Annotated in this window: 18 protein-coding genes; 8 read left to right on the plus strand and 10 right to left on the minus strand. The window is 56.2% G+C overall.

Annotated elements, in window-relative coordinates; translation table 11 throughout:
• Position 1 precedes the first annotated feature (1 nt).
• The 4 genes from EWM57_RS02450 (at position 2) to EWM57_RS02465 (ending at position 6707) form a co-directional block, all read left to right on the plus strand.
• Positions 2 to 3091, plus strand: a complete 3090-nt coding sequence (locus EWM57_RS02450) for a type I restriction endonuclease subunit R (protein ID WP_129919534.1) — start codon at positions 2 to 4, stop codon at positions 3089 to 3091.
• A 70-nt stretch (positions 3092 to 3161) separates the two neighbouring features.
• On the plus strand, positions 3162 to 4523 hold the full coding sequence (locus EWM57_RS02455) for a GmrSD restriction endonuclease domain-containing protein (RefSeq protein WP_129919535.1): 1362 nt from the start codon (positions 3162 to 3164) through the stop codon (positions 4521 to 4523).
• A 362-nt stretch (positions 4524 to 4885) separates the two neighbouring features.
• On the plus strand, positions 4886 to 6079 hold the full coding sequence (locus tag EWM57_RS02460; RefSeq protein ID WP_129919536.1) for an AAA family ATPase: 1194 nt from the start codon (positions 4886 to 4888) through the stop codon (positions 6077 to 6079).
• Positions 6069 to 6707, plus strand: coding sequence for an HNH endonuclease (locus EWM57_RS02465; RefSeq protein ID WP_129919537.1), 639 nt, complete (start codon positions 6069 to 6071; stop codon positions 6705 to 6707). The genes EWM57_RS02460 and EWM57_RS02465 overlap by 11 nt, the downstream gene beginning before the upstream one ends.
• 192 nt (positions 6708 to 6899) lie before the next feature.
• On the opposite strand, the gene EWM57_RS02470 is transcribed toward EWM57_RS02465, so the two are convergent.
• The 8 genes from EWM57_RS02470 to EWM57_RS02505 all read right to left on the minus strand — a co-directional run bounded on the left by EWM57_RS02470 (position 6900) and on the right by EWM57_RS02505 (position 15238).
• Complete coding sequence (locus EWM57_RS02470) at positions 6900 to 8138, minus strand: site-specific integrase (RefSeq protein ID WP_165370383.1); 1239 nt, start codon at positions 8136 to 8138, stop codon at positions 6900 to 6902.
• A 304-nt stretch (positions 8139 to 8442) separates the two neighbouring features.
• Complete coding sequence (locus EWM57_RS02475; protein ID WP_129919539.1) at positions 8443 to 9156, minus strand: phosphatase PAP2 family protein; 714 nt, start codon at positions 9154 to 9156, stop codon at positions 8443 to 8445.
• A gap of 66 nt (positions 9157 to 9222) precedes the next feature.
• A complete protein-coding gene (locus tag EWM57_RS02480) occupies positions 9223 to 9975 on the minus strand; it encodes a COG4705 family protein (protein ID WP_129919540.1) in 753 nt (250 codons plus the stop codon).
• A 225-nt stretch (positions 9976 to 10200) separates the two neighbouring features.
• Positions 10201 to 11739, minus strand: a complete 1539-nt coding sequence (locus tag EWM57_RS02485; RefSeq protein ID WP_129919541.1) for a YifB family Mg chelatase-like AAA ATPase — start codon at positions 11737 to 11739, stop codon at positions 10201 to 10203.
• A gap of 72 nt (positions 11740 to 11811) precedes the next feature.
• The gene (locus tag EWM57_RS02490) at positions 11812 to 12123 is read right to left on the minus strand and encodes a hypothetical protein (protein WP_129919542.1); all 312 of its coding nucleotides are present in this window, start codon (positions 12121 to 12123) and stop codon (positions 11812 to 11814) included.
• Positions 12124 to 12135: 12 nt separating this feature from the next.
• Positions 12136 to 12720 carry a D-sedoheptulose 7-phosphate isomerase gene (gene lpcA, locus EWM57_RS02495; RefSeq protein WP_129919543.1) on the minus strand — a complete coding sequence of 195 codons (585 nt, stop codon included), beginning with the start codon at positions 12718 to 12720 and terminating at the stop codon, positions 12136 to 12138.
• A gap of 14 nt (positions 12721 to 12734) precedes the next feature.
• Entirely contained in the window at positions 12735 to 13235 is a 501-nt protein-coding gene (locus EWM57_RS02500; protein ID WP_129919544.1) for a hypothetical protein, read from the minus strand.
• 161 nt (positions 13236 to 13396) lie between these two features.
• On the minus strand, positions 13397 to 15238 hold the full coding sequence (locus EWM57_RS02505) for an ABC transporter ATP-binding protein (protein WP_129919545.1): 1842 nt from the start codon (positions 15236 to 15238) through the stop codon (positions 13397 to 13399).
• A gap of 104 nt (positions 15239 to 15342) precedes the next feature.
• On the opposite strand from EWM57_RS02505, the gene EWM57_RS02510 reads away from it, so the two are divergent.
• Positions 15343 to 15786 (plus strand): QcrA and Rieske domain-containing protein, encoded by a 444-nt coding sequence (locus tag EWM57_RS02510; protein ID WP_129919546.1) that lies wholly within the window; start codon positions 15343 to 15345, stop codon positions 15784 to 15786.
• A 138-nt stretch (positions 15787 to 15924) separates the two neighbouring features.
• Here the strand turns inward: EWM57_RS02510 and EWM57_RS02515 are convergent, their stop codons facing one another.
• Positions 15925 to 16284 (minus strand): hypothetical protein, encoded by a 360-nt coding sequence (locus EWM57_RS02515; protein WP_129919547.1) that lies wholly within the window; start codon positions 16282 to 16284, stop codon positions 15925 to 15927.
• 67 nt (positions 16285 to 16351) lie between these two features.
• Positions 16352 to 18286, minus strand: coding sequence for a hypothetical protein (locus EWM57_RS02520; protein ID WP_129919548.1), 1935 nt, complete (start codon positions 18284 to 18286; stop codon positions 16352 to 16354).
• Between the two features lie 148 nt (positions 18287 to 18434).
• Here EWM57_RS02520 and EWM57_RS02525 point away from each other — a divergent pair, with 148 nt between their 5' ends.
• The 3 genes from EWM57_RS02525 (at position 18435) to EWM57_RS02535 (ending at position 20723) form a co-directional block, all read left to right on the plus strand.
• Complete coding sequence (locus EWM57_RS02525) at positions 18435 to 19382, plus strand: GNAT family N-acetyltransferase (protein ID WP_165370384.1); 948 nt, start codon at positions 18435 to 18437, stop codon at positions 19380 to 19382.
• Positions 19370 to 20047 (plus strand): uracil phosphoribosyltransferase, encoded by a 678-nt coding sequence (gene upp / locus EWM57_RS02530; RefSeq protein ID WP_129919550.1) that lies wholly within the window; start codon positions 19370 to 19372, stop codon positions 20045 to 20047. Before EWM57_RS02525 ends, upp begins: the two co-directional genes overlap by 13 nt.
• Positions 20048 to 20315: 268 nt before the next feature.
• On the plus strand, positions 20316 to 20723 hold the full coding sequence (locus EWM57_RS02535) for a hypothetical protein (RefSeq protein ID WP_129919551.1): 408 nt from the start codon (positions 20316 to 20318) through the stop codon (positions 20721 to 20723).
• The last annotated feature ends 68 nt before the right edge of the window (positions 20724 to 20791 follow it).

A 20791-nucleotide genomic window follows, 5' to 3' on the forward strand; every position in this document is an offset into this window, starting at 1 on the left:
TATGCCTACCCTTACTAACGAACAAGCATTAGAAGCCGCAATTCAGAAACGGCTGACCGGAACCTGCCTGGAAGAACTGGCCAATCCTGCTCTACCGGCCTTGGTAGAGGAGCAAACTGAGGCATACCGGGGGGGTGACGGCTATTACATTGGCTTCGCAACTGATTTCGATGCCCGCTATGCCATCGACCAGCGGCGCTTCTGGCATTTTCTGGAGGCCACACAGGGCAAAGAACTGGACAAGCTTCGCCAGCAATCTGACTGGAAGCTCAAAATACTGGAACGGCTGGACCGGCTCATCAAGAAGTACGGGCTGCTGCGCGTGCTGCGCAAGGGCTTGGAAGTAGACGATGCTCACTTCACCCTGTTCTACCCGCTTCCGTTGGCCTCGAGCAGCCAGCAAATCAAGGACTCCTTCAACACCAATGAGTTCAGCGCCATGCGCCAAGTGCGCTACAGTCTGGCCAACAAGGGAGAGGAAATAGACTTGGTGCTCTTCGTCAATGGCTTGCCCTTCAGCACGCTGGAACTCAAAAATGCCTGGACGGGTCAGACCGCCAAGGTGAACGGGCAAAACCAGTACCGGTACGAGCGCGACGCGCAGCAACCACTGCTGCAGTTTGGCCGCTGCCTGGTGCACTTCGTCGTGGACACGGATGAGGTATACATGACGACCCGCCTGGACGGCGCCAAAACCTTCTTCCTGCCATTCAATAAAGGGTACAACCACGGCAAAGGCAATCCACCCCATCCCTTCGGCCACCGCACCACCTATCTGTGGGAGGAAGTCCTGACGCGCCACAGCGTGGCCAACATCCTGCAGCATTTTGTGCGACTCGACGGACGCGACACCGATCAACTCAGCAAGCGCACCCTGTATTTTCCCCGCTACCACCAGTTGCAGGTGGTGAGGAAGCTGGTCGAACATGCATCCAACCACGGAGTCGGACAGCGTTACCTGATTCAGCATTCGGCGGGCTCGGGCAAGTCCAACTCCATTACCTGGGCCGCTTACCAGCTTATCGAAACCTACCCGCAGCACACGCAGGTAGCCGGGGGTAGGGGAGTTGCCAACCCACTGTTCGATTCGGTGATAGTAGTCACAGACCGCCGCTTGCTCGACAAGCAGCTGCGCGAAAACATCAAAGACTTCTCCGAGGTCAAGAATGTGGTGGCTCCGGCGCACTCGTCCCGCGAGCTGAAGGATGCGCTGGAGCAGGGCAAGCGCATCATCATCACCACGATTCAGAAGTTTCCCTTCATCGTCGACGGTATTGCTGACCTGAGCGAGAAGCGGTTTGCCGTCATCATCGATGAGGCCCACAGCTCGCAGGGTGGCTCCACTGCCGATAAGATGAACCAGGCAATGGGCAGTGCCAGTGAGGAAGATGCAGATGCCGCCGATCCTCAGGACTTGATTTTGTCCGCGATGCAAGCCCGCAAGATGCGGGGCAATGCCTCTTATTTGGCCTTTACGGCTACCCCCAAGAATGCCACGCTCGAGAAATTCGGTATAAAGGGCGAGGACGGCAAATTCCGCCCGTTCCACTTGTATTCGATGAAGCAAGCAATTGAGGAAGGCTTCATTCTTGATGTAGTGGCCAACTACACTACCTACAAGAGCTACTACGAGATTCAAAAATCCATAGCGGAAAACCCTCTCTTCGATACTACAAAGGCACAGAAAAAGCTTCGTGCCTTCGTCGAGCGTCATCCAGAAACCATTGCTACCAAGACCGAGATAATGCTCGACCACTTTCTGAGCAGCGTGGTGAATACCAAAAAGCTGAAGGGCAAAGCCAAAGGCATGGTCGTCACCCAGAACATTGAAGCGGCCATCCGGTACTATCAAGCCCTGCGCACTCAACTCCATCACCGCGGCCACCCTTTCCGGATTGCCATTGCCTTCTCCGGAAAAAAGAAAGTGGACGGCATTGAGCACACCGAAGACTCGCTCAACGACTTCCCGGAAAGCCTGGATACCGCCAAGCCCACCGACCCTGGCTATATAACGGACCGCATAGCCAGGTTTTTCGACCACGACGAGTTCCGCCTGCTGGTGGTAGCCAACAAATACCTCACGGGTTTCGACCAGCCCAAGCTCTCGGCTATGTACGTGGACAAAAAGCTGTTGGGCGTGTTAGCCGTTCAGGCCCTCTCCCGTCTGAATCGGTCGGCAAACAAGCTGGGTAAGAAAACGGAGGATCTATTTGTACTTGATTTCTGGAATTCGACTGAAGACATCAAGAAGTCATTTGACGATTTCTATACTGCCACCACTCTAAGTCAGGCCACAAACGTTAACGTTCTACACGAGCTGAAAAGTAACCTGGATGACGTGGGCGTCTATGAGTGGAATGAGGTCGTAGATTTTGCCGATAGGTACTTTTTGGGCAAAGATGCCGATACCGAACTAAGCCCTATTCTGCAGCTGGCAGAAGACCGTTTCAGCCATGAACTCAGCTTAGAGGAGAATCAGAAAGTTGACTTCAAGATCAAGGCCAAGCAGTTCGTCAAGATTTACGGACAACTGGCTTCCATTATGCCGTTCAACGTGGTCAAGTGGGAGCAATTGTTCTGGTTCCTGAAGTTCCTGATTCCTCGCCTTAAGCTTCAAGACCCCAACCAAGACACGCTGGATGCGCTGATGGACTCGGTTGACCTAGCCACTTATGGCTTAGAGCGAGTTAAGCTTAATGCAGCCATTGGGTTAGACGATTCCGAAACAGAACTTGATCCGCAGAACCCAAACCCCCGCGGAGCCCATGATCCGGACTCTGAGAAGGATTTGCTTGATTTGATAATCAAAGCTTTCAATGAGCGTTGGTTTCAAGGCTGGGAAGCCACGCCTGAAGACCAGCGGGTCAAGTTTCTGAATATCGTCCGCGGTATGCAGGCACACCCTGACTTCAAGGCTAAATTTCAGGACAACCCAGACAATCAAACCCGAGAAATGACCTTTGACCGCATATTCGATGAGGTAATCAACAGTCAGCGTCGAACAGAACTAGACCTCTACAAGATGCTGTCTAAGGATGACTCCTTCAAGCATGCTTTTGTAGAGACCATAAAACGGCTTTTAGCCGCTTAGTAAGCCCGACAGCAACAAGCCGCTGTCTATACATTAGCAATCCATAAATACAGCAGTTTTCCAACACTTCATGCAGGACCTTTACATTGCCCCTTCCGTTATCGAAGACGAATCCAATGCGGACGAAAGTCAGCACGAAGTCTTGGATGTAAAAGCCGATGAGCGCAAAATCATTTGGCAGGCCAAAGACTTCTCCATCCGCGAGTTTGCCAGCATGACTGCAGACGGAGAACTTGTGCTGCAACCCGAGTACCAGCGCAATTTTGTGGCCTCAGCTGCTATTTCTAGTCGCTTAATTGAAAGCGTGCTTATGGACGTGCCTATTCCGGTTATTTACCTTGCTCAGGAGCGCGATGGCACTTATTCTGTAATAGATGGTCAGCAGCGTCTTACCTCCTTTCTATCCTTTGTTGATGGCAAGTATCCCAACGGTGATGAATTCAAACTCACCGGCCTAACTGTTCTCACCGAGCTGAACCGGCTTACTTTTTCGCAGCTCTCTAGAGAGCTGCAGACGAAGATTCGTACCACCACCATTCACTCCATCATCATCAAGAAGGAGTCGAACGAAGACATAAAGTTTGAGATTTTCGAACGCCTCAACACGGGTTCTACAAAGCTCAACGAGGATGAGATTCGGAACACGGTGTACCGCGGCGCTTATATTAAGCTCTTGGCCGAATTAGCTGACGAACCGGTATTTCACGAGTTGGTTCGCAAGGAAAACTTCCGAAACCGGATGGTGTACCGCGGCATGATTCTTCGCTTCCTCGCGGTATCGGAGAAGTCGTATCTCAACTACAAGTCTTCCATGATGCAGTTCTGTAATAAGGAGCTGCGCGACAATCAGAACCTGTCACCGGCCAAAGCTAAGGAATACAAACAACGGTTCCTGCACTGCTTGGATCTGGTCAAGACGGTTTTCGGCACCAAAGCCTTCCGCCGCTATATTCCCGGTACTGAAAATGCGCCCGGCCGCTGGGCCGATGGCCAAATCAACATGGCCTTGTTCGACCTGCAGATGAACGGATTTGTTCACTACTCCAAAAACGATGTGCTGCGTAACGCCGATTACATCCGCGAGGCAGTGCTGGACATGATGGCCAACAATGCGGAGTTTCAGATGCTCATCGGCTTTAAGACCTCTGATACCGATAACGTCAATCGTCGCTTCCGCATGTATTACGATATGCTGGAGAACATCATCACCGACAAAGGCTATAGCCACCGCACGTTCTCACCGCAACTGAAGGAAAAGCTTTTCAAAGAGAGTCCCGTCTGCGCCATATCCGGCCAGCAAATCCTGGCCATTGAAGATGCGGAAGTAGACCACATCGTCCCTTACAGCAAGGGCGGCCCTACTACTGCTGAAAACGCTCAGCTAGTGCTGCGCTACTTCAACAGAGCGAAGAATAATAAGGCAGCCCATTAATACCGCCGTATTAGTTCTGCGCCTATAAGCGAAGTTAGTAGCCTTATTTACCGTTGCGTACTGAGTGTAAATTTATATTATAGGTGTAGATATAAACATGATGAAGTAGATTTGCGGCAACTTTAGCTTTAAAAGCTATTTTCTTAGCGAATTAAATGAAAAATATGTTGATTTCAAAGCTTAGATAAGTTGATATAGCTGAGTAAGATTATTTGCACATAATATGATGAAGTTTGTATAAGTGTTCTATATTGATGTTTTGAAATAAAAAGTTGATTGCTTATTAATAGGCCTTCGAGAACAAAAGAAAGATTTTTGGATTTCTAAATCATAGTTTTTTCTTACTGCATAACCAAGTCAATATGGAAGGATTACTTCATGTGCCACAAGAACTACTTCAACTCAAGCCTATCGCGAATGATGTCAGTGTGCTGATTGGTGAAAACGGTAGCGGAAAAAGCACTTTGTTGAACAAATTATCCCACTATTTTTTAGAGAACAAAAAAGAAGTAATTGCAATTGCTAATTCTATCCACGATAAGTTTGATAGTAAGAGCCGGAGGTTTTATTCGCTGAGAGGTAGGTCGGGACGTAACCATTCAACGAGTGTAATAAAAAAAGCTATGGCTAATATAGCTAGATCTGATGTATTTATTTTGACAAATTCTATTCGGGCACTTAATTATGTTGGCTTTGATCCTGTAATGGGATTTAAAGTAAATAATATAGTTTCTGACTTTGAATTTTTGATTATTGAATATTTTGAAAATTATGATCAAGCTAGGGAAGTAATTACTTTAATTGATAATTACCTCCACGATGCATTTTATAAAAGGGAATCAGTTTCTTCTAATGGTAATAGAGAAGGGATAATCTGGCTTGAAGAAGGAAGGTTTAGTTATGATCTATATGATAAATATAATTTAACCAATTTGTTTATTTGGGAATCTAAACTTAGGTCATTGGGCGTCATTGATGGAATAGAAGTATTCTTGCGAAGAAATGGACAGAACATAACTATGTTAAATGCCAGTTCTGGTGAGTTGTCTTTGATTAGCTCAATAGTTTATTTGTCTACTGTTATTACAAATGATTCTGTTATTCTAATTGATGAGCCAGAGAATAGCTTGCATCCAAAATGGCAAAAAGAATATGTGAAAAACATTTTAGATCTGTTTTATAATTATCAGCCTAAAGTTGTGGTAGCTACGCATTCTCCTCTTATTGTTAATGGCGCGGAATTATCAGTTAAAGAAACAAAGGTATATAAGGCTGAAGGGGGAGAGTTTTCTTTACAGAACGAAAGCCTTCTAAACGTAGAAGAAATATTTTTCAAGTTTTTTGATCTTGCGACGCCTCAAAATAGATTTCTATCTGAGCGGTTAGTTAGGGTGCTTAATGTTTTAGAAAAAAATAGGATGACCTTAGAAGAATTTCAAAGTTATATAGAAAGAATAAAATCAGAATCCTATGACCCCAAGCAAATAGATGTATTAAACACAATTAAAATCCTTGCTGAAAACATAAAAAAATTAAACAAAATAAATGAGAACTAATTCGATTAAATCGGTTTCAAGCCAAGTTGATATAGATAACGTGCTTAAAGCGATTAGTGAAGGTGGTGATATTTGGAATAATAAGCTTTTGTCAGGGTTTAAAGCTGGGTTTAAATCTTACTATCGTAATTTAAATAAAGAGCAGTGTTGTTATTGTAAAAGAGATACTCAAGATGAATTTAATATGGTTCTAGATATTGAGCATATTTTGCCTAAATCAAAATACAGACAATTTATGTTTACAAAAATAAACCTAAGTGTATCGTGTAAGCGTTGTAATATGGTTATAAAGCGCGAAGACATAAGTTTCGTTAAACATGCAAAGAAGGTTAATACTAGATATCACAAAAGCAGCCAGTATAAATTTATTCACCCTAATCTTGATAAATATTTTGAACATATACAGTATATTTGTTTTATAGTGAATGATGAAAAAATTAAAAAATATGTTGTTGTAGAATCTAGTAGTAAAGGAGCGTATACTTACGATTATTTTGATTTAATGAAATTAGAAATAGATTCAATAAGCAAAGCTCAGGGTGTTCAAAGTGTTAATAATAATTTTGTAATGCCAGGTGATGAAAATATAAAAAAAATTTTGAATATTCTGAACCCACAAGGTATATGATATAATGTTTTGCAATTTGGGCACGTGTATAATAAATATTGTGTAAGGTATAGCTTTATGGGGCTGTTATCATTGCTCAAAATTATTTTATGGATTGTTGATGACACATGTAAATTTATGCAGGTATAGCAGAGCTACAATACATGCAGTCACCTTGCCTGAGCCACTGCCGATTCTGGTATGCATAATAAATTATCCCCATGCCTTTTTCATCTCACTTTTCTTGCGCTTGTCAGCGACTTTAGCGTAGGGCATTAAAGACTTAAGGTCCTTGTGACCTGTGTTTTTCTGAAGCACTTCTATGCTCATACCTCGCTCTAGGCTCTGCGTAGCAAATGTATGCCGTCCTATGTGCGATGAGAGTAAGCTATACTTAGGCACTCTTTCTTCAATGCGTTTGCTACCTCGGTAACGGACCACTAGCGTTGGTTTGTCAATTCCGCAGTATTGACCAAGCTCCTTAACGTAATCGTTAAATTTCTGCTGGGAGAGTTTGGGTAAGCTAATAGGGTATTTCGCCAGAATATCCCGGGAATACTGGTTCAGGTCGACATGTTGCTGTTTGCGCGTTTTCACGGCGCGAAAGACCAATTGGTCGTTCTCAATGTTGTCGGGATGGATGGTGCTAAAGTCGGAATACCGAAGGCCGGTGGTGCAAGCCAGTACAAACAGGTCACGGACTTTATCCAGTCGTGGCTCTGCCGTTAGGTCGGTATCTACCAGGATTTGCAACTCGTCCTGGGTCAAGTATACCTTGTCCGCCTCGGTATGTTTCATCAGCTTGAACTTGCGGAACGTGAGGTTATCCGTCAGGCTCTGGTCGACCGCGTAACTCATCACGGCTTTGACGCGCTTGAGTTGGTTGTTGACCGTGCCGTTGGTCATCTCCAACTCCTGAGTCAGGAAGGTCACCAGATCGTTGTAAAAACTCATGTCCAAGCGCTCTAGAGTCATTTTGCCACCACGTTTTGCGGCAAAGGCCTTGAGATGGTTCAAGGTGCTTTTGTAGTGCTTGACCGTGCCGTGGGCTTTGACGGCGCTAGTGGCCTCGATGTACGCGGCGAATAGTTCTAGAAAATTGGTCTGACCGGCCTTTGCTGGCTTTTGCTCAGCTGTTTTGCTAGGAGTAGGGAAGAGGAGCTGTTTTAGACGTTCTTCCACTAAGGCGAACGTAGGTTCTTCTCCGTTGAGAATGGCCTGCCGGACAATGCCGTCAATACGGGACTTAGATTCCTGCAGCGACAGGTTCAGGGCTTTCACCTCTGTAGTAGAGCCCATGATATGTTGCCCCGCCGCATCCCACCGGTTAGGTTCGACACTGTACTTCGTGCTGAACTTCTTTTTGACGCTCTTATGCGTGTACTGGACGTAGATGGTGGTTTTGCCGAAGCTTTTCCGGTCGCTGCGGATGATCAGCTTGGTGGAGGCCATAAGTAGGAGGATAGCACGAGCCAGTTGGATTACTGGCGCCATGTCAAAGGTAGGTAAAGATATGACTGGGGCCGTAAGTGGGATCGTAAATTCGTAGAAGAGTAGGTAAAACAGAGCCGGCCTAATTTTTAAAAGTGTCTTTAAAGTCTTTGTTAGAGGTATTTTCGATAAAGTGTAGTTAATATAGTGTGATCCCAGCGGGATCACCAAAAGCCCTCCTTGCGTCATGCAGAGAGGGCTTTTTCGTTGAACAGACCCGGGCTTAGCTGCCGTTGACCAGAGGGCCGCGCTGACTATGCCCAGGTTACCGCGGATGCGTGAGCCAGTAGGAGCGGGTGTCGCCCCAGAAGCCGCGCATGGCCAGGGCGAAGCGGGAAAACAGCAGGTGTACGCCCCAGACCCAGCCGATGGAGCCAACCCAGCCCGCCAGCACGTCGGAAGGGAAGTGCACACCCAAGTACATGCGCGACCAGCCCATGAGCAGGGCCCAAGCCATGCCGAGCACCACCGCCACCCAGCGGCCCCGGGTGGGCCAGAGCAGGATGCCCAGCGTCAGGGCCAGGGCGGTGGCCCCCATAGCGTGGCCGCTGGGAAAGCTGTAGGAGGTTTCCGGAGCAATGGACACCCAGAAGTTGGGCCGGGCGCGGGCCAGCAACAGCTTGGCAAACAGATTCAGCGCCCCGGCCCCGCCCACGGCCAGCAGGAAAAACAGCGCCGCGCGGCGTTGGCGGGCCAGCACCAGGCTAATCAGCACGGCGGCCTCCAGCAGGGGCGTGATACGCGTGCCGCCGGCCCGGGCCATCCACACCGCCAGGGCATCCTGCCGAGGGCCGTCGAAATGATGCAGCAACTGCAGAATCAGCTGGTCGCCGGGAAAACCCTTGTCTTCCCAGACCTCCTGGCCAACCTTGATAAAGACAAACCAGGGACCGATAAAACCCAGCAGCAGGGTCAGCAGCAGGTTGCGGTGCTTGTGCCAAATCAGGCGGGCGTAGCCCAGCAGGGAAGACAGGGTCATGCGGAAGAAAGGCGAATGGGCGCTGGTGGGTACGTATTACGGCGCGAGGGCCGCTAGGGTCAGCGGCTAGCTAGGCTGCGCGTCTGGCCCACCGGCTTGCCGCTGCCGCCAAGATTCGTAGACTACCAGGGCCACCAGAATGCCCAGCAGAATCAGGGAGGAGCCGCTGGTACCGAAGCCCAGGCCGTGCTTCTCGGGCGACTTGGTGAGCAGGTCGCCGAAGGTGGCTCCGAACGGGCGCGTCAGCACGAAGGCCACCCAGAACAGCAGCACCCGCGAGATGCTCGTGAAGTAATAGGCCAGCACCACCACCGCCAGCAGGCTGCCAATGAGCAGAGCCCCGCCGCCAAAGCCCAGGCCGGAGTCGTCGGCCAGGTAGTCGCCCAGGGCTGTACCCAGGGTGTTGGAAAACAGAATGGCCGTCCAGTAAAACAACTCTCCCTTGCGGCTGCGGATTTCGGATACCGACAACGATTTCTCACTAACCCACCACAAACCCAGCACGACCAGTAGAATCGTGACCAGGATGGCCGAGCCGGTGGCGTAGCCCAGGCCCAAGGTGCGGTCCATGTAATCAGACATGGTGGTGCCGGCCGTACTGGTAGCCAGAATCACGGCCCAGTACAGGGCTGGAATGTAGCGTTTGGCGGCCAGCTGCCCGAGTAATACCACCACGAAAAAGCCCAGCAACAGCAGGGAGCTGACGGCATACCCAACTTTCATGGTCTGCGCCAGTTGGTCGCCGGCGGTTTCACCCAGCGTGGTGGCACAGATTTTCATCACCCAAAACAGCAGGGTTACTTCCGGTATCTTTTTCATGGGGCCTTGGTAAGACGAGCAGAGAGCCAACGATTACGAAGTGCGCCCGCCAGCTTAGGAGCTTGCCAGGTTCTGCTGCGGATTCGGTCAGCTGGATCCGGGGCGCCCACTACGTACGGGCGCGGAGCTTTTTAGTGTTCATTGCGCGCAACCAAGAGCTGACGGGTACATACTACCCCGGCGAAGATGCCTGCTTAAGCTCGCGGCAAACCCGGCGGTGGCACCCTAACCGGCCCAGCCTTCCCGGTCGAGGCTACGGTACTGGATGGCTTCGGCCAGGTGCTCGAGCCGGATTTCCTCGGTGCCGGCCAGATCAGCAATGGTGCGGGCCACTTTCAGAATCCGGTCATAGGCGCGGGCCGAGAGGCCCAGTCGCTCCATGGCCGTTTTAAGCAGGGTACGGCCGGCCTCGTCGATCTGGCAGAGGTCCTTCACCATCTGGGGCGGCATCATGGCGTTGGAATACACGTCGGGAAACTCCCGGAAGCGCCCGGCCTGCACCGCCCGAGCCGTTTCGACCCGCTGCTGAATGGCGCTGCTGGTTTCCGACTTGCGGGTGGCCGTCATCTGGTCGAAAGTAACGGGCGTGACTTCCACGTGCAGGTCGATGCGGTCCAGCAGCGGGCCGCTGACCTTGTTGAGGTAGCGCTGCACCACGCCCGGGCCGCAGACGCACTCTTTCTCGGGGTGGTTGTAGTAGCCGCAGGGGCAGGGATTCATGCTGGCAATGAGCATGAAGTTCGAGGGAAAGTCGATGCTGACCTTGGCCCGCGAAATCGTGACGCGGCGTTCTTCCAGGGGCTGGCGCATCACCTCCAGCACCGTGCGCTTGAACTCGGGCAGCTCATCCAGAAACAGTACGCCGTTGTGGGCCAGCGAGATTTCGCCCGGCTGGGGGTTGCCGCCGCCCCCGACCAGGGCTACGTCGGAAATGGTGTGGTGGGGGCTGCGGAAGGGCCGGGTGCTGAGCAAGGAGGCATTGGCCCCGAGCTTGCCGGCCACGGAGTGAATCTTGGTCGTTTCCAGTGCCTCCTGCATCGTGAGCATGGGCAGAATGCCGGGCAGGCGCTTGGCCAGCATGGTTTTGCCCGCCCCGGGTGGCCCGATCATAATCACGTTGTGGCCCCCGGCCGCCGCTATTTCCAGGGCCCGCTTGATGTTTTCCTGGCCCTGCACGTCGGCAAAGTCGGCGGTGTACTGGTTGGCGACCTGCTGAAACACCTGGCGCGTGTCGAGGGTGACGGGCGTGATGGCGTGGCGCTTTTCGAAGAAGTCGATGGCCTGCTGCATGGTCTCGACGGGAATCACGTCGAGGTTGTTGACGATGGCCGCCTCCTGGGCGTTGGCCAGGGGTAGCATAATGCCCCGGAAACCTTCCTTGCGGGCCTGAATGGCAATGGGCAGCACCCCGCGGATGGGCCGCAGGGCGCCGTCCAGGGCCAGCTCGCCCATGATGATGTACTCGCCCAGCTCGTCGGTGAGCAGCTGCTGGGAGGCGTGCAGAATGCCCAGGGCAATGGGCAGGTCGTAGGCCGAGCCTTCCTTGCGGATGTCGGCCGGCGCCATGTTGACGACGACCTTGGTGCGCGGCATCTTGTAGCCCCGAAATTTCAGGGCCGCCTCAATGCGCTGCTGACTTTCCTTGATGGCATTGTCGGCCAGCCCGACCACGTAGAAATTCGTGCCCTGCGATACAACTACCTCAATGGTAATAGTAGCGGCGTTGACGCCCTGCACGGCCGAGCCGTAAGTTTTGGTAAGCATAGCCGGAAGAATAATGATAAAGTGTGCCGGCTAAGCTACAGGAAATAATGCGTAAATATTAAAACACAAGCCCTAATCGTACTCTGCCAGCTCCGTGTCTGATAATAAAGAAATAATGCCAGATTCACTCATTTTAATCCCGCTGATATACTGTTTGTGCATGAATACAAGTGTCTTGCGTTGTGCTTTGAAAAATATATGATGGAAGTTTTTGTCGATGCAATAATGCCAGAAACCCACGGGTATTTCCTTCCCGGCAAGAAATGCCGTGAAGCTGCCGTAGTCGGGGAAACCGACAATATTTTGCGGGCTGTACGCCAGTAGCTTTTGCGCTTCAGCATTAACTGCGCGCTGATAAATAGCATCGATACTCTCGCGCGTCACGGAGAAAAAAGATTATTTCACCAGCTGCTCAATCAGCAGGATCATAATATGAATGGCCTTGATGTGAATTTCCTGAATCCGGTCGGCGTAGCCGGCGTGGGGCGCCCGGATTTCCACGTCGCAGAGGGCCGCCAGGGCGCCACCATCCTTACCGGTAAGGCCCACGACCCGCATACCGGCGGCTTTAGCAGCTTCGGCGGCCCGCAGCACGTTGGGCGAGTTACCGCTGGTGCTGATGGCCAGCAGCACGTCGCCGGGGCGGCCCAGGGCCTGCACGTAGCGGCTGAACACATACTCGTAGCCGTAGTCGTTGGCCACGCAACTCATGTGGGACGCCTCGGTGAGGGCAATGGCGGCCAGCGCCGGACGGTCCTGGCGGTAGCGGCCGGTGAGCTCCTCGGCGAAGTGCTGGGCGTCGCAGAGGGAGCCGCCGTTGCCGCAGGTCAGGACTTTGCCCTGGGCCTGCAGGCTGGCAGCCACCAGCCGGGCGGCCTGCTCAATGCTTTCCACGTGTTTGGGGTCGGCCAGAAACTGGTCGAGGACGGCGCGGGCTTCGGTTAGTTCGGCCCGGATGAGTTCGGTGAGCGGTGCAGACACAGCGGCAAGGTTACTTACAGCGCCGGACGGTGGTTGGGGTCCGGCTGCGGGGAAGGGTGGATGATGGTATTGGGCTGGCTGAGCGGGGCATTCACCAAGCCGGGGTCCGATTGCGGAAACGTAGGATGCTCCGCGTCGGGGGCGCGCTCGGTGGTATAGGCCGGCGCAGCGGGTACTACGGGCGGCAGGGTCGTGGTGCCCGTGCCGGCGCGCTGCTGGATTTCCCGCTCGCGCTGGGTGGCCTGCTGGTCGTAGAGCTTGGCCTTGAGCTCGTTGATTTTGCCCGCGTGGGTGGCTACTTCCCGGCGCAGGAGCACGCTGTCAAGGTTTTCGGTGATGAGCTGCAGGCCCAGCAGCACCACGCCGGCAATAAACAGCGCGTAGTACAGCCCCACGGGGCCACTGCTAAACATGCCTTCGGCCGAGGCGCGCACCGACGGTACCAGAATCAGCAGCAGGCCGAGCAGGACGAAAACCATCACGAGGATGGTGACAAGGCGTTTGATGGCAAGCATGGGCGAAAGCAACGTTTAGATTTCCGAAAAAAACCGCTGGCAACACCACGCGGGGCCTCGTTGGCGCAATAAATATAGGGTTTTGCCAATTCAGGCGCGAAACCCCGGTTTCGGCGGCTAAACGCAGAAACCCGCCTGACCGTTGGCCGCCGACCCGGTTTCTAAGCCAGCAGGCCGTTGGTTTGCATCTGGTTCAGGCGCTGGTAGAGGCCGCCGCCGCGTAGCAGGTCGTCGTGGGTGCCGCGCTCCACGATGCGCCCGTGCTGGAGCACGATGATTTCGTCGGCGTGCTGAATGGTGCTCAGGCGGTGGGCAATAACGAGCGAAGTCCGGTTCTGCATCAGCCGGGTCAGGGCTTCCTGCACCAGCTTCTCACTTTCGGTGTCGAGGGCCGAGGTGGCCTCGTCCAGAATCAGGATGGGCGGGTTGCGCAGAATGGCGCGGGCAATGCTTAGGCGCTGCCGCTGCCCGCCCGAGAGGCGGGAGCCCCGGTCGCCGATGGTCGTGTTATAGCCCTCCGGCGTCTTAATGATAAACTCGTGGGCGTTGGCAATCTTGGCCGCCTCGATGACTTCTTCCTCGGTGGCCTCGGTGTTGAAGCGGATGTTGTTGAAGATGGTGTCGTTGAACAGAATGCTTTCCTGGGTCACGATGCCCATCTGGTCGCGCACGGAGTGAATGGTGCACTCGCGCACCTCGTGGCCGTCGATGAGCAGCTGGCCGCCGGTGGGGTCGTAGAAGCGGGGCAGCATGTCGGCCAGCGTCGATTTGCCCCCGCCCGACGGGCCCACCAAGGCCACGGTCTTGCCCTTTTTGATGGTCAGGTTGATGTCCTGCAATACGGGCGTGTCGCCGTAGCCGAACTGGAGGTGGCGCAGCTCAATCTGATTCTGGAAGGGCGGCAGCACCCGGGCGCCGGGCTGGTCGCGGATGGCGGGCTCGGTGTCGATGATGCTCAGAATCCGCTCCCCGGCCACGAGGCCGCGCTGGATGTTGCCAAAGGACGACGACAGGGCCTTGGCTGGGGTGAGCACCTGCGAAAACAGAATCACGTAGCCAATAAACGTCTCGCCGGTCAGGTTCGACTGCCCACCCAAAATCAGCGTGCCGCCGAAGTACAGCAGGCCCGCCACCACGCTCACGCCGGCAAACTCAGAGAAGGGCGAGGCCAGGTCGCGGGTGTTGTCGATGGCCCGGGAGGTGCGGGCGTACTGGGCGTTCTGGGCCTCAAACTTGTCCTTGATGTAGTCCTGGGCATTGAAAGCCTTGACGACGCGGATGCCGCCCAGCGTCTCATCAATCACGGAGAGCATCGTGCCCAGGGTTTGCTGGCTGAGCTTGGCCTGGGTGCGCAGGCGCTTGGCCACGCCGGCAATAACGCCGCCCGAAATCGGCAGCAGAATCAGCGTAAACAGCGTCAGGGGCACCGAAATGTGGAACAGCACCACGAAGTAGGCCACAATGGTCAGGGGCTCCTTGATAACGGCCGTCATGGTGTTGACCACCGAGGTTTCCACTTCCTGCACGTCACTTGTGAAGCGCGACATCAGGTCGCCCTTGCGCTCGGAGCCGTAGAAGCTCAGCGGCAGCCCGATGATGCGGTGGTACAGGTCGCGGCGCAGGTTCTGAATCACCCGGGCCCGGATTTTGGCCAGCAGCCGCAAGCTCAGGTAGCGAAACACGTTGCTCATCAGCACCGAGCCCACCACCACCAGGCACACGAAGGCCAGCGCCCCGAGCTTGCCGCGGTCGGCCAGCACGTCGGCGAAGAAGTAGTTGAACGTATCGGTGACCCACTGAATGGTGGGGCGGAAGGCGGGCAGGTGGTCCGGAGCCAGCAGGGGTACCTTGTCCGTTTTGTCGAACAGCACCTTGAGCAGCGGGATGATGAGCGTGAAGTTGCCGATGCTGAAGAAGATGGTCAGCACGGTGTAAAGCAGGTACTGCGGCAGGAAGCCGGCCAGGGGCCGGGCGTAGTGCAGAATGCGGAGGTAGGTCTTCATGGGCGCAGCAAAGGTAACCGGCATTCCGTTGGGAGGCGGGCAACCTTTTGGGGGAGACGAACGAGTCCGGGGTATACTTTCCTCACCTCCGTTTTCCCGGTTTCATGGAACGCAAAGAATTTATTCAGCTCTTCGGAATGGGCGCGGCGGCCGTGCTGGCCACCGGCTGCCTGGGCAGCTGCTCGAGCAGCAAGGGCAGCGACCCGGCCCCCGACGCCACCAATGGCCCCGCCAGCGTCGACTTCACCCTGGACCTGACTGCCCCCGACAATGCGGCCCTCAACGACCCGGCCCGGGGCTACGTGTACGGGGCCGGCGGGCAGGTAATTGTGGCCAAAACCACCGCCGGCGGCTACCTGGCCGTGCAGGCGCCCTGCACCCACGAAGGCACCCGGATTCAGTTTCAGCCCAGCCAAGGTAATTTTCTGTGCCCCAACCACGGCTCCCTGTTCAACGCCGACGGCACGGTAGCCAACGGCCCGGCCGCCCGCGCCCTGAAGAAATACACCGTTACGCAAACCGGCACCACGCTGCGCATCACCAGCTAGCCGGCCGCGGCCGCACGAAGTCACCCTGCCGCGGGCGGGTTCTCACCGCCGATTTACCCGGCACCCGGCCGGTTGCAGGCGGCCGGGGTGCTGGCCGGCACCAGCTTCGCGAAAGGGTGACTTCCCGGCGGTCAGGCGTTAGTCGGCCTCAAACATGGCCACCACCTCGATCCGGCCCGCAATGTGGCGGTTGAATTCGGCTAGCTCCTCGGCCGGCACCCACAGCTCCTCGTGGTGGGCGTCGCCGACGGTCTGCACCGGAAACTGCGCGGCGTAGTCGGCCTCCACGGCGAAGCGCACCACGTAGCCCACGCCGTAGTAGGGCACGTTCCAGTCCTGGGCAATGCGGGCGGCGTATTCCTGGTTCAGCACCGGATAAAAGATGGGCTGCTCGGGCAGGCGGGGCGGAAACTCCAGCCAGTCGGTGGCCGCAATGCGGTCCAGCTCCGCCTGATTGACGGGCCGGAACAATACCAAGTGGGCGGGGTCGTGGCGCATGGGAGTATAAATTCTACATTCTGAGTTGGGGCTGCGGTCTGGCGTTGCCACCAGCTGCTTTCCCGGCTTAGAACTCGTTCAGGCGCTGGGGCAGGTTCCAGCGGACCGTAAACGAGGAAAAGGCTTCGGTGCCATTGCCCAGGGTGCCGGCGTTGGCCGTCTGGTGGCGTACAATCTGCTTGGCATCCAGCCACAGGTTGTGCTTGAGCTGGTAGGTGGCCGTCAGGTCGGCGTGCAGCAGGTGAGTGGTGTTGCCCTGGCCCACGCGGTTGCCGTAGTCCGCCACGCGGGTATTGTAGGAATTGAGCACGTTGCCGCCGTAGTTGGTGCCGGGGCCGTAGGCCGTATCAAGCCCCTGTTCCGAGAAAAAGCCTTTAGCCACTACGTTCAGACGGGGCAGGGGCTGGTAGCTCACGATACCGACGATTTCGTAGAGGTTGGCGCCCATCGGGTGGGCCAGGGGCTGGCGGTAGTGCTGGTAGTTGGTGTACTCGTTGATGTGCTCGTAGGTGTAAGGCCGGATGTAGTTGAACTCGGCCTGCACGTCCAGGTTCTGGATGCCGGCCACGTCGAGGTACTTGGCGCCGAGCTGGAAGGCCTGCTTGTTGGCCCACCAGCCGTTGCCGGAGCGCACCTGGCTGACCACCAACTCGTCGAGCATGAGCTGCCCGTAGAGCTGGGCGCGGTGCTTGATGTTCCACTTGAAGTCGGCGCCGAGCAGGGCGTTGTCGGCCGAGCCGATCTGCTGCTCGATGCTGCGGTAGAAGATAATCGGGTTCAGGTACTGCAGCTCGAAGCGGCCTTTCCCGCGCGAAAACATTACCGACTCAAACACGCCCACATTGAAGCTCGGCGTCACGTCGAAGCTGAGGTGGTGCAGGGCCAGGTACTTTTTGGGGTACACCCGGTCGGGGCCGTTGGCGGTGGCGCTGAGCTCGGCAAACAGGTTCTGGTAGTTGAACTTCCAGATGCGCGTATTGAGCTTCAGAAAGAAATAAGGCGCCGTGTAGTCCGACAAAATCAACGACCGGTAGCCGTTGCCGATGAAGTTACGGTCGTGGCCAAACTGCACGTTGATGTGCTTGGTGGCCGCGTAGGTCAGGTAGCCGCGGGCGGTGAAGAAGTCGTACTGGTCGGGCTTGTTCTTGAAGTACTTCCAGTAGCCCTCGTGGGGCACGATGGTGTCGCGCTGGACCCGGTTTTGCACGTAGGCCGGCACGGCCATCTGGTTGTCGGCCAAGAACGTGTAGAAGCCCAGCCGCCCGTCGATGGTGCCTTCCACCTGCACCCCGCGGGTATTGAGGTAGCGCAGTCCGTCGCTCTTATTATCGTAGCCCGCCTGCAGCCCCGCCACCGGATTCACGCGCAGCGTGAAGTCGGGATTGTCGACGTGGAACAGGTCCGACTGGTTGGTGTAGAAATACGTGGCCACCGGCCGCCGGCTCGTATTCTCGTCGGCGTTGGTGTACTCCCAGTTGTCGCGCAGCAGGTAGGAGGCGTTGAACCGGTCGGCTGCCGACAAGCCCGTGGCGCCCTCGCTCAGCACCCGCTCCCCCAGCCGGGCTACGCCAGCGCGGTGGTAAGGCCGCACGGCCGTGTAGGGGTCACCGAGCGAGTCGGGCCCGAACTTGATGGCGTACCGGTCGATGAGGCGGTACACGTCCTGGTCGAGCGGCACGTAGGTCGAGCCCTGGGTGACTTTGCCCTGGTAACGCACGGCCGGCGCAATATGGGCCGGGGCTGGCGCGGCGGCAGCCGGAGTTGGTGCAGCCGGCGCCACGGTAGCGGCGGGCGTGGCGGGTACCGGGGCGTCCTCCGATTTCTTCGGGGGGCGACTTTTGGCTTTGGCGGCTTCTTCGGGCGTGAGCGGGTGGTCAAAAATCAGCCAGACCGGGTCTTTGTCGGTGGAAGCCGGCGGGGCGGTTTGCGGGGTCGTCTGGGCCACGGCGGCCAGGGTGAGGCCGCTCAAGGCCGGCAGGAGCACAAGTAGGAATTTCTTCATGGGGGAGAGGGCCGCGCTCCGGGTAGAATCTCCGGCCTACGCAAAGCTACGCAGTTACCGCAGGAGTACGTTTTTGGTTGCCGCCAACTCGCTCCTAGGGTTGGGGTGGGGCCCGCCAACCGCACCCGAACTCTCTTACCTTTGCCCCGTGCCGCTGCAGTATTTGCCTTTTTCCGCCCTCAACCTCGTTGCCTGGGATGCCTGTGTGCTGGCGGCCGAGCAGGCCGTGCCCTACGCCCAGGTGGCGTGGCTGCGCGCCACGGCGGGCCGCTGGGATGCCGTGGTGGAAGTGGAAGATGCTACCGGCGCCTACTTGTCGGTGCTGGCCTTGCCCGTAAAGCGGCGGCCCTGGGGGCGGGAAGTGTACCAGCCGGCCTTCACCCAGCAATTGGGCCTGCTCACCACCGCCGACAGCCGGCACCGCGCCGTGGCCGACTACTTGGCCCTGCTGCCGGGCCGCTATGCCCGCCTCTACACTCAGCTCAACCTGGAAAACGCCGTAGCCGCCGCCCCAAGCGGCTTCACCTTGACGTGGCGGCAAACCTATGTGCTTGACCTGTCGGCGAGCGGCGAAGAATTGCTGCAAGGCTACGCGGCCGACTACCGCCGCCGCCTGCGGGTAAACGGCCAGCAGCCGCATCCTCTGGCGGTGACGGAGGAGGTATTTCCAGAAGCGCTGATTCAGCTGTTTCGTCGGCACAAGGGCGGGGAGGTGGCCAGCCTCAAGCCGCGCCACTACCGGCAGCTCACGCAGCTTATTTCCAATCTGCAAAGCCTGGGGCAGGTCCGGATTCTGACGGTGCCGAGCCCCGAAACCGGCGAGCTGCTGGCCGGCGCCCTGTTTGTGGTGCAGCCCCGACGTATCGTTTACCTGTTTGCGGCGGCGTCCCCGGCGGGCAAAAAAGCCGGGGCCCCGCTGCTGCTGCTCGACTACATGATTCAGGACTATGCCAGCTCACCGGGCCTCGTGCTCGACTTTGAAGGCGGCATGATTCCGTCAATTGCCCGTTTTTTTGCCAACTTCGGCGCCGCGCCCGTCCCGTACGCGGCCCTCACCCAAACCTCCTTGCCCTGGTACCTCCTATGGAAACGCTGAAGCCAAGCCTGAGCCACCCCGAACGCGTGCACGTAGTCTGCGCCGAGCCCTCCATTGCCAACCACTTCCTGGCCGAGCTGCGCGACGTCGATGTGCAGCGCGACAGTCTGCGCTTCCGCCGCAACCTGCAGCGCCTGGGTGAAATCATTGCCCTCAAAATCAGCTCCCAGCTCAGCTACACCGAGAAAACTGTGACCACGCCCCTGGGTCAGTCGGTAAGCAAGCAGCTGCACGACTTCCCGGTGCTGGCCACCGTGCTGCGCGCCGGCCTGCCGTTTCACCAGGGCTTCCTGAATTACTTTGACCAGTCGCCGAGTGCCTTTGCCGCCGCCTACCGCATCGAGGGTACGGCCCAGGTGCGGGTGCAGGTCGACTACCTCTCGGCGCCCAGCCTCGACGAGCGGGTGCTGATTCTGGCCGACCCGATGCTGGCCAGCGGCAAGTCGTTGGTGCAGACTTACCGGGCCATGCTGCGCTTCGGCCAGCCCCGGCAGGTGCACATTGCCGCCGTCATTGCCAGCCCCGAGGGCGTGGAGTACGTCACCCGCGAGATTCCCGAAGCCACGCTCTGGGTAGCTGCCATCGACGAGAAGCTCAACGAGCAGGCCTACATCGTGCCCGGACTCGGCGACGCCGGCGACCTGTCGTACGGCAGCAAGCTGTAACTCGGCCATGGGCCACCTCGCTGCGTATACCTGACCGGTCCCGGGCGTTGCCGGTGGGGGCGGGCCGCGCGTTGCCCGCAGTGTAGCCCGATTTTTGCCGTTGTCGCAACTGTCACAAACTCCTCATACGCCGGAACCATATCCCGGCGGGTCTGCTTAGTACCTTTGCTTTCCGCCCCTGCGGCGGAGTTTGCCGCGTCACCTTTTAGCTTCGAAAACAACCGTGCTGCCTTACCTGCTCAAATGCGCTTCTGTTTTCCTGCTCAGCATGATTAAGTTCTTCGCCGGCCCGGTCGCCGGCGTGTCCATCGGCCTGAACTTTGCCCAAACTCTGGGCCTCACCGTGGCCGGGATGATGACCACGGTGCTGATTATTTCCAGCGTGGGCCGGGCCTGGGCCCTGCACCAGCGCCGCCGCCGTCAGCAGAAGGGCAAACCCGTTTTTACCAAGCGCAGCCGCAACATTGTGCGCTTTTTCCGCCGCTTCGGCATGCCCGGCATTGCCTTCCTGACCCCAATTCTGTTTAGCCCCATCGGCGGCACCGTCATTGCCACCCAGTTGCACGTGCCCCGGCTGCGCATCTTTCTGCACATGCTCTGGAGCGCCATGTTCTGGGGCGCGGCCATCACCACGCTCACCGTGCACTTCAGTCACCTGCCCATCTTTCACCACTAGCTCAAAGTGTGGAGTTGAGCGGGCAAAGCGTAGAACCTAGACTCCTTTACTGCTCAAAAGAAAAGAGC

The sequence above is a fragment of the Hymenobacter persicinus genome, from assembly GCF_004167665.1.
GTDB classification, from domain to species: Bacteria; Bacteroidota; Bacteroidia; order Cytophagales; family Hymenobacteraceae; genus Hymenobacter; species Hymenobacter persicinus.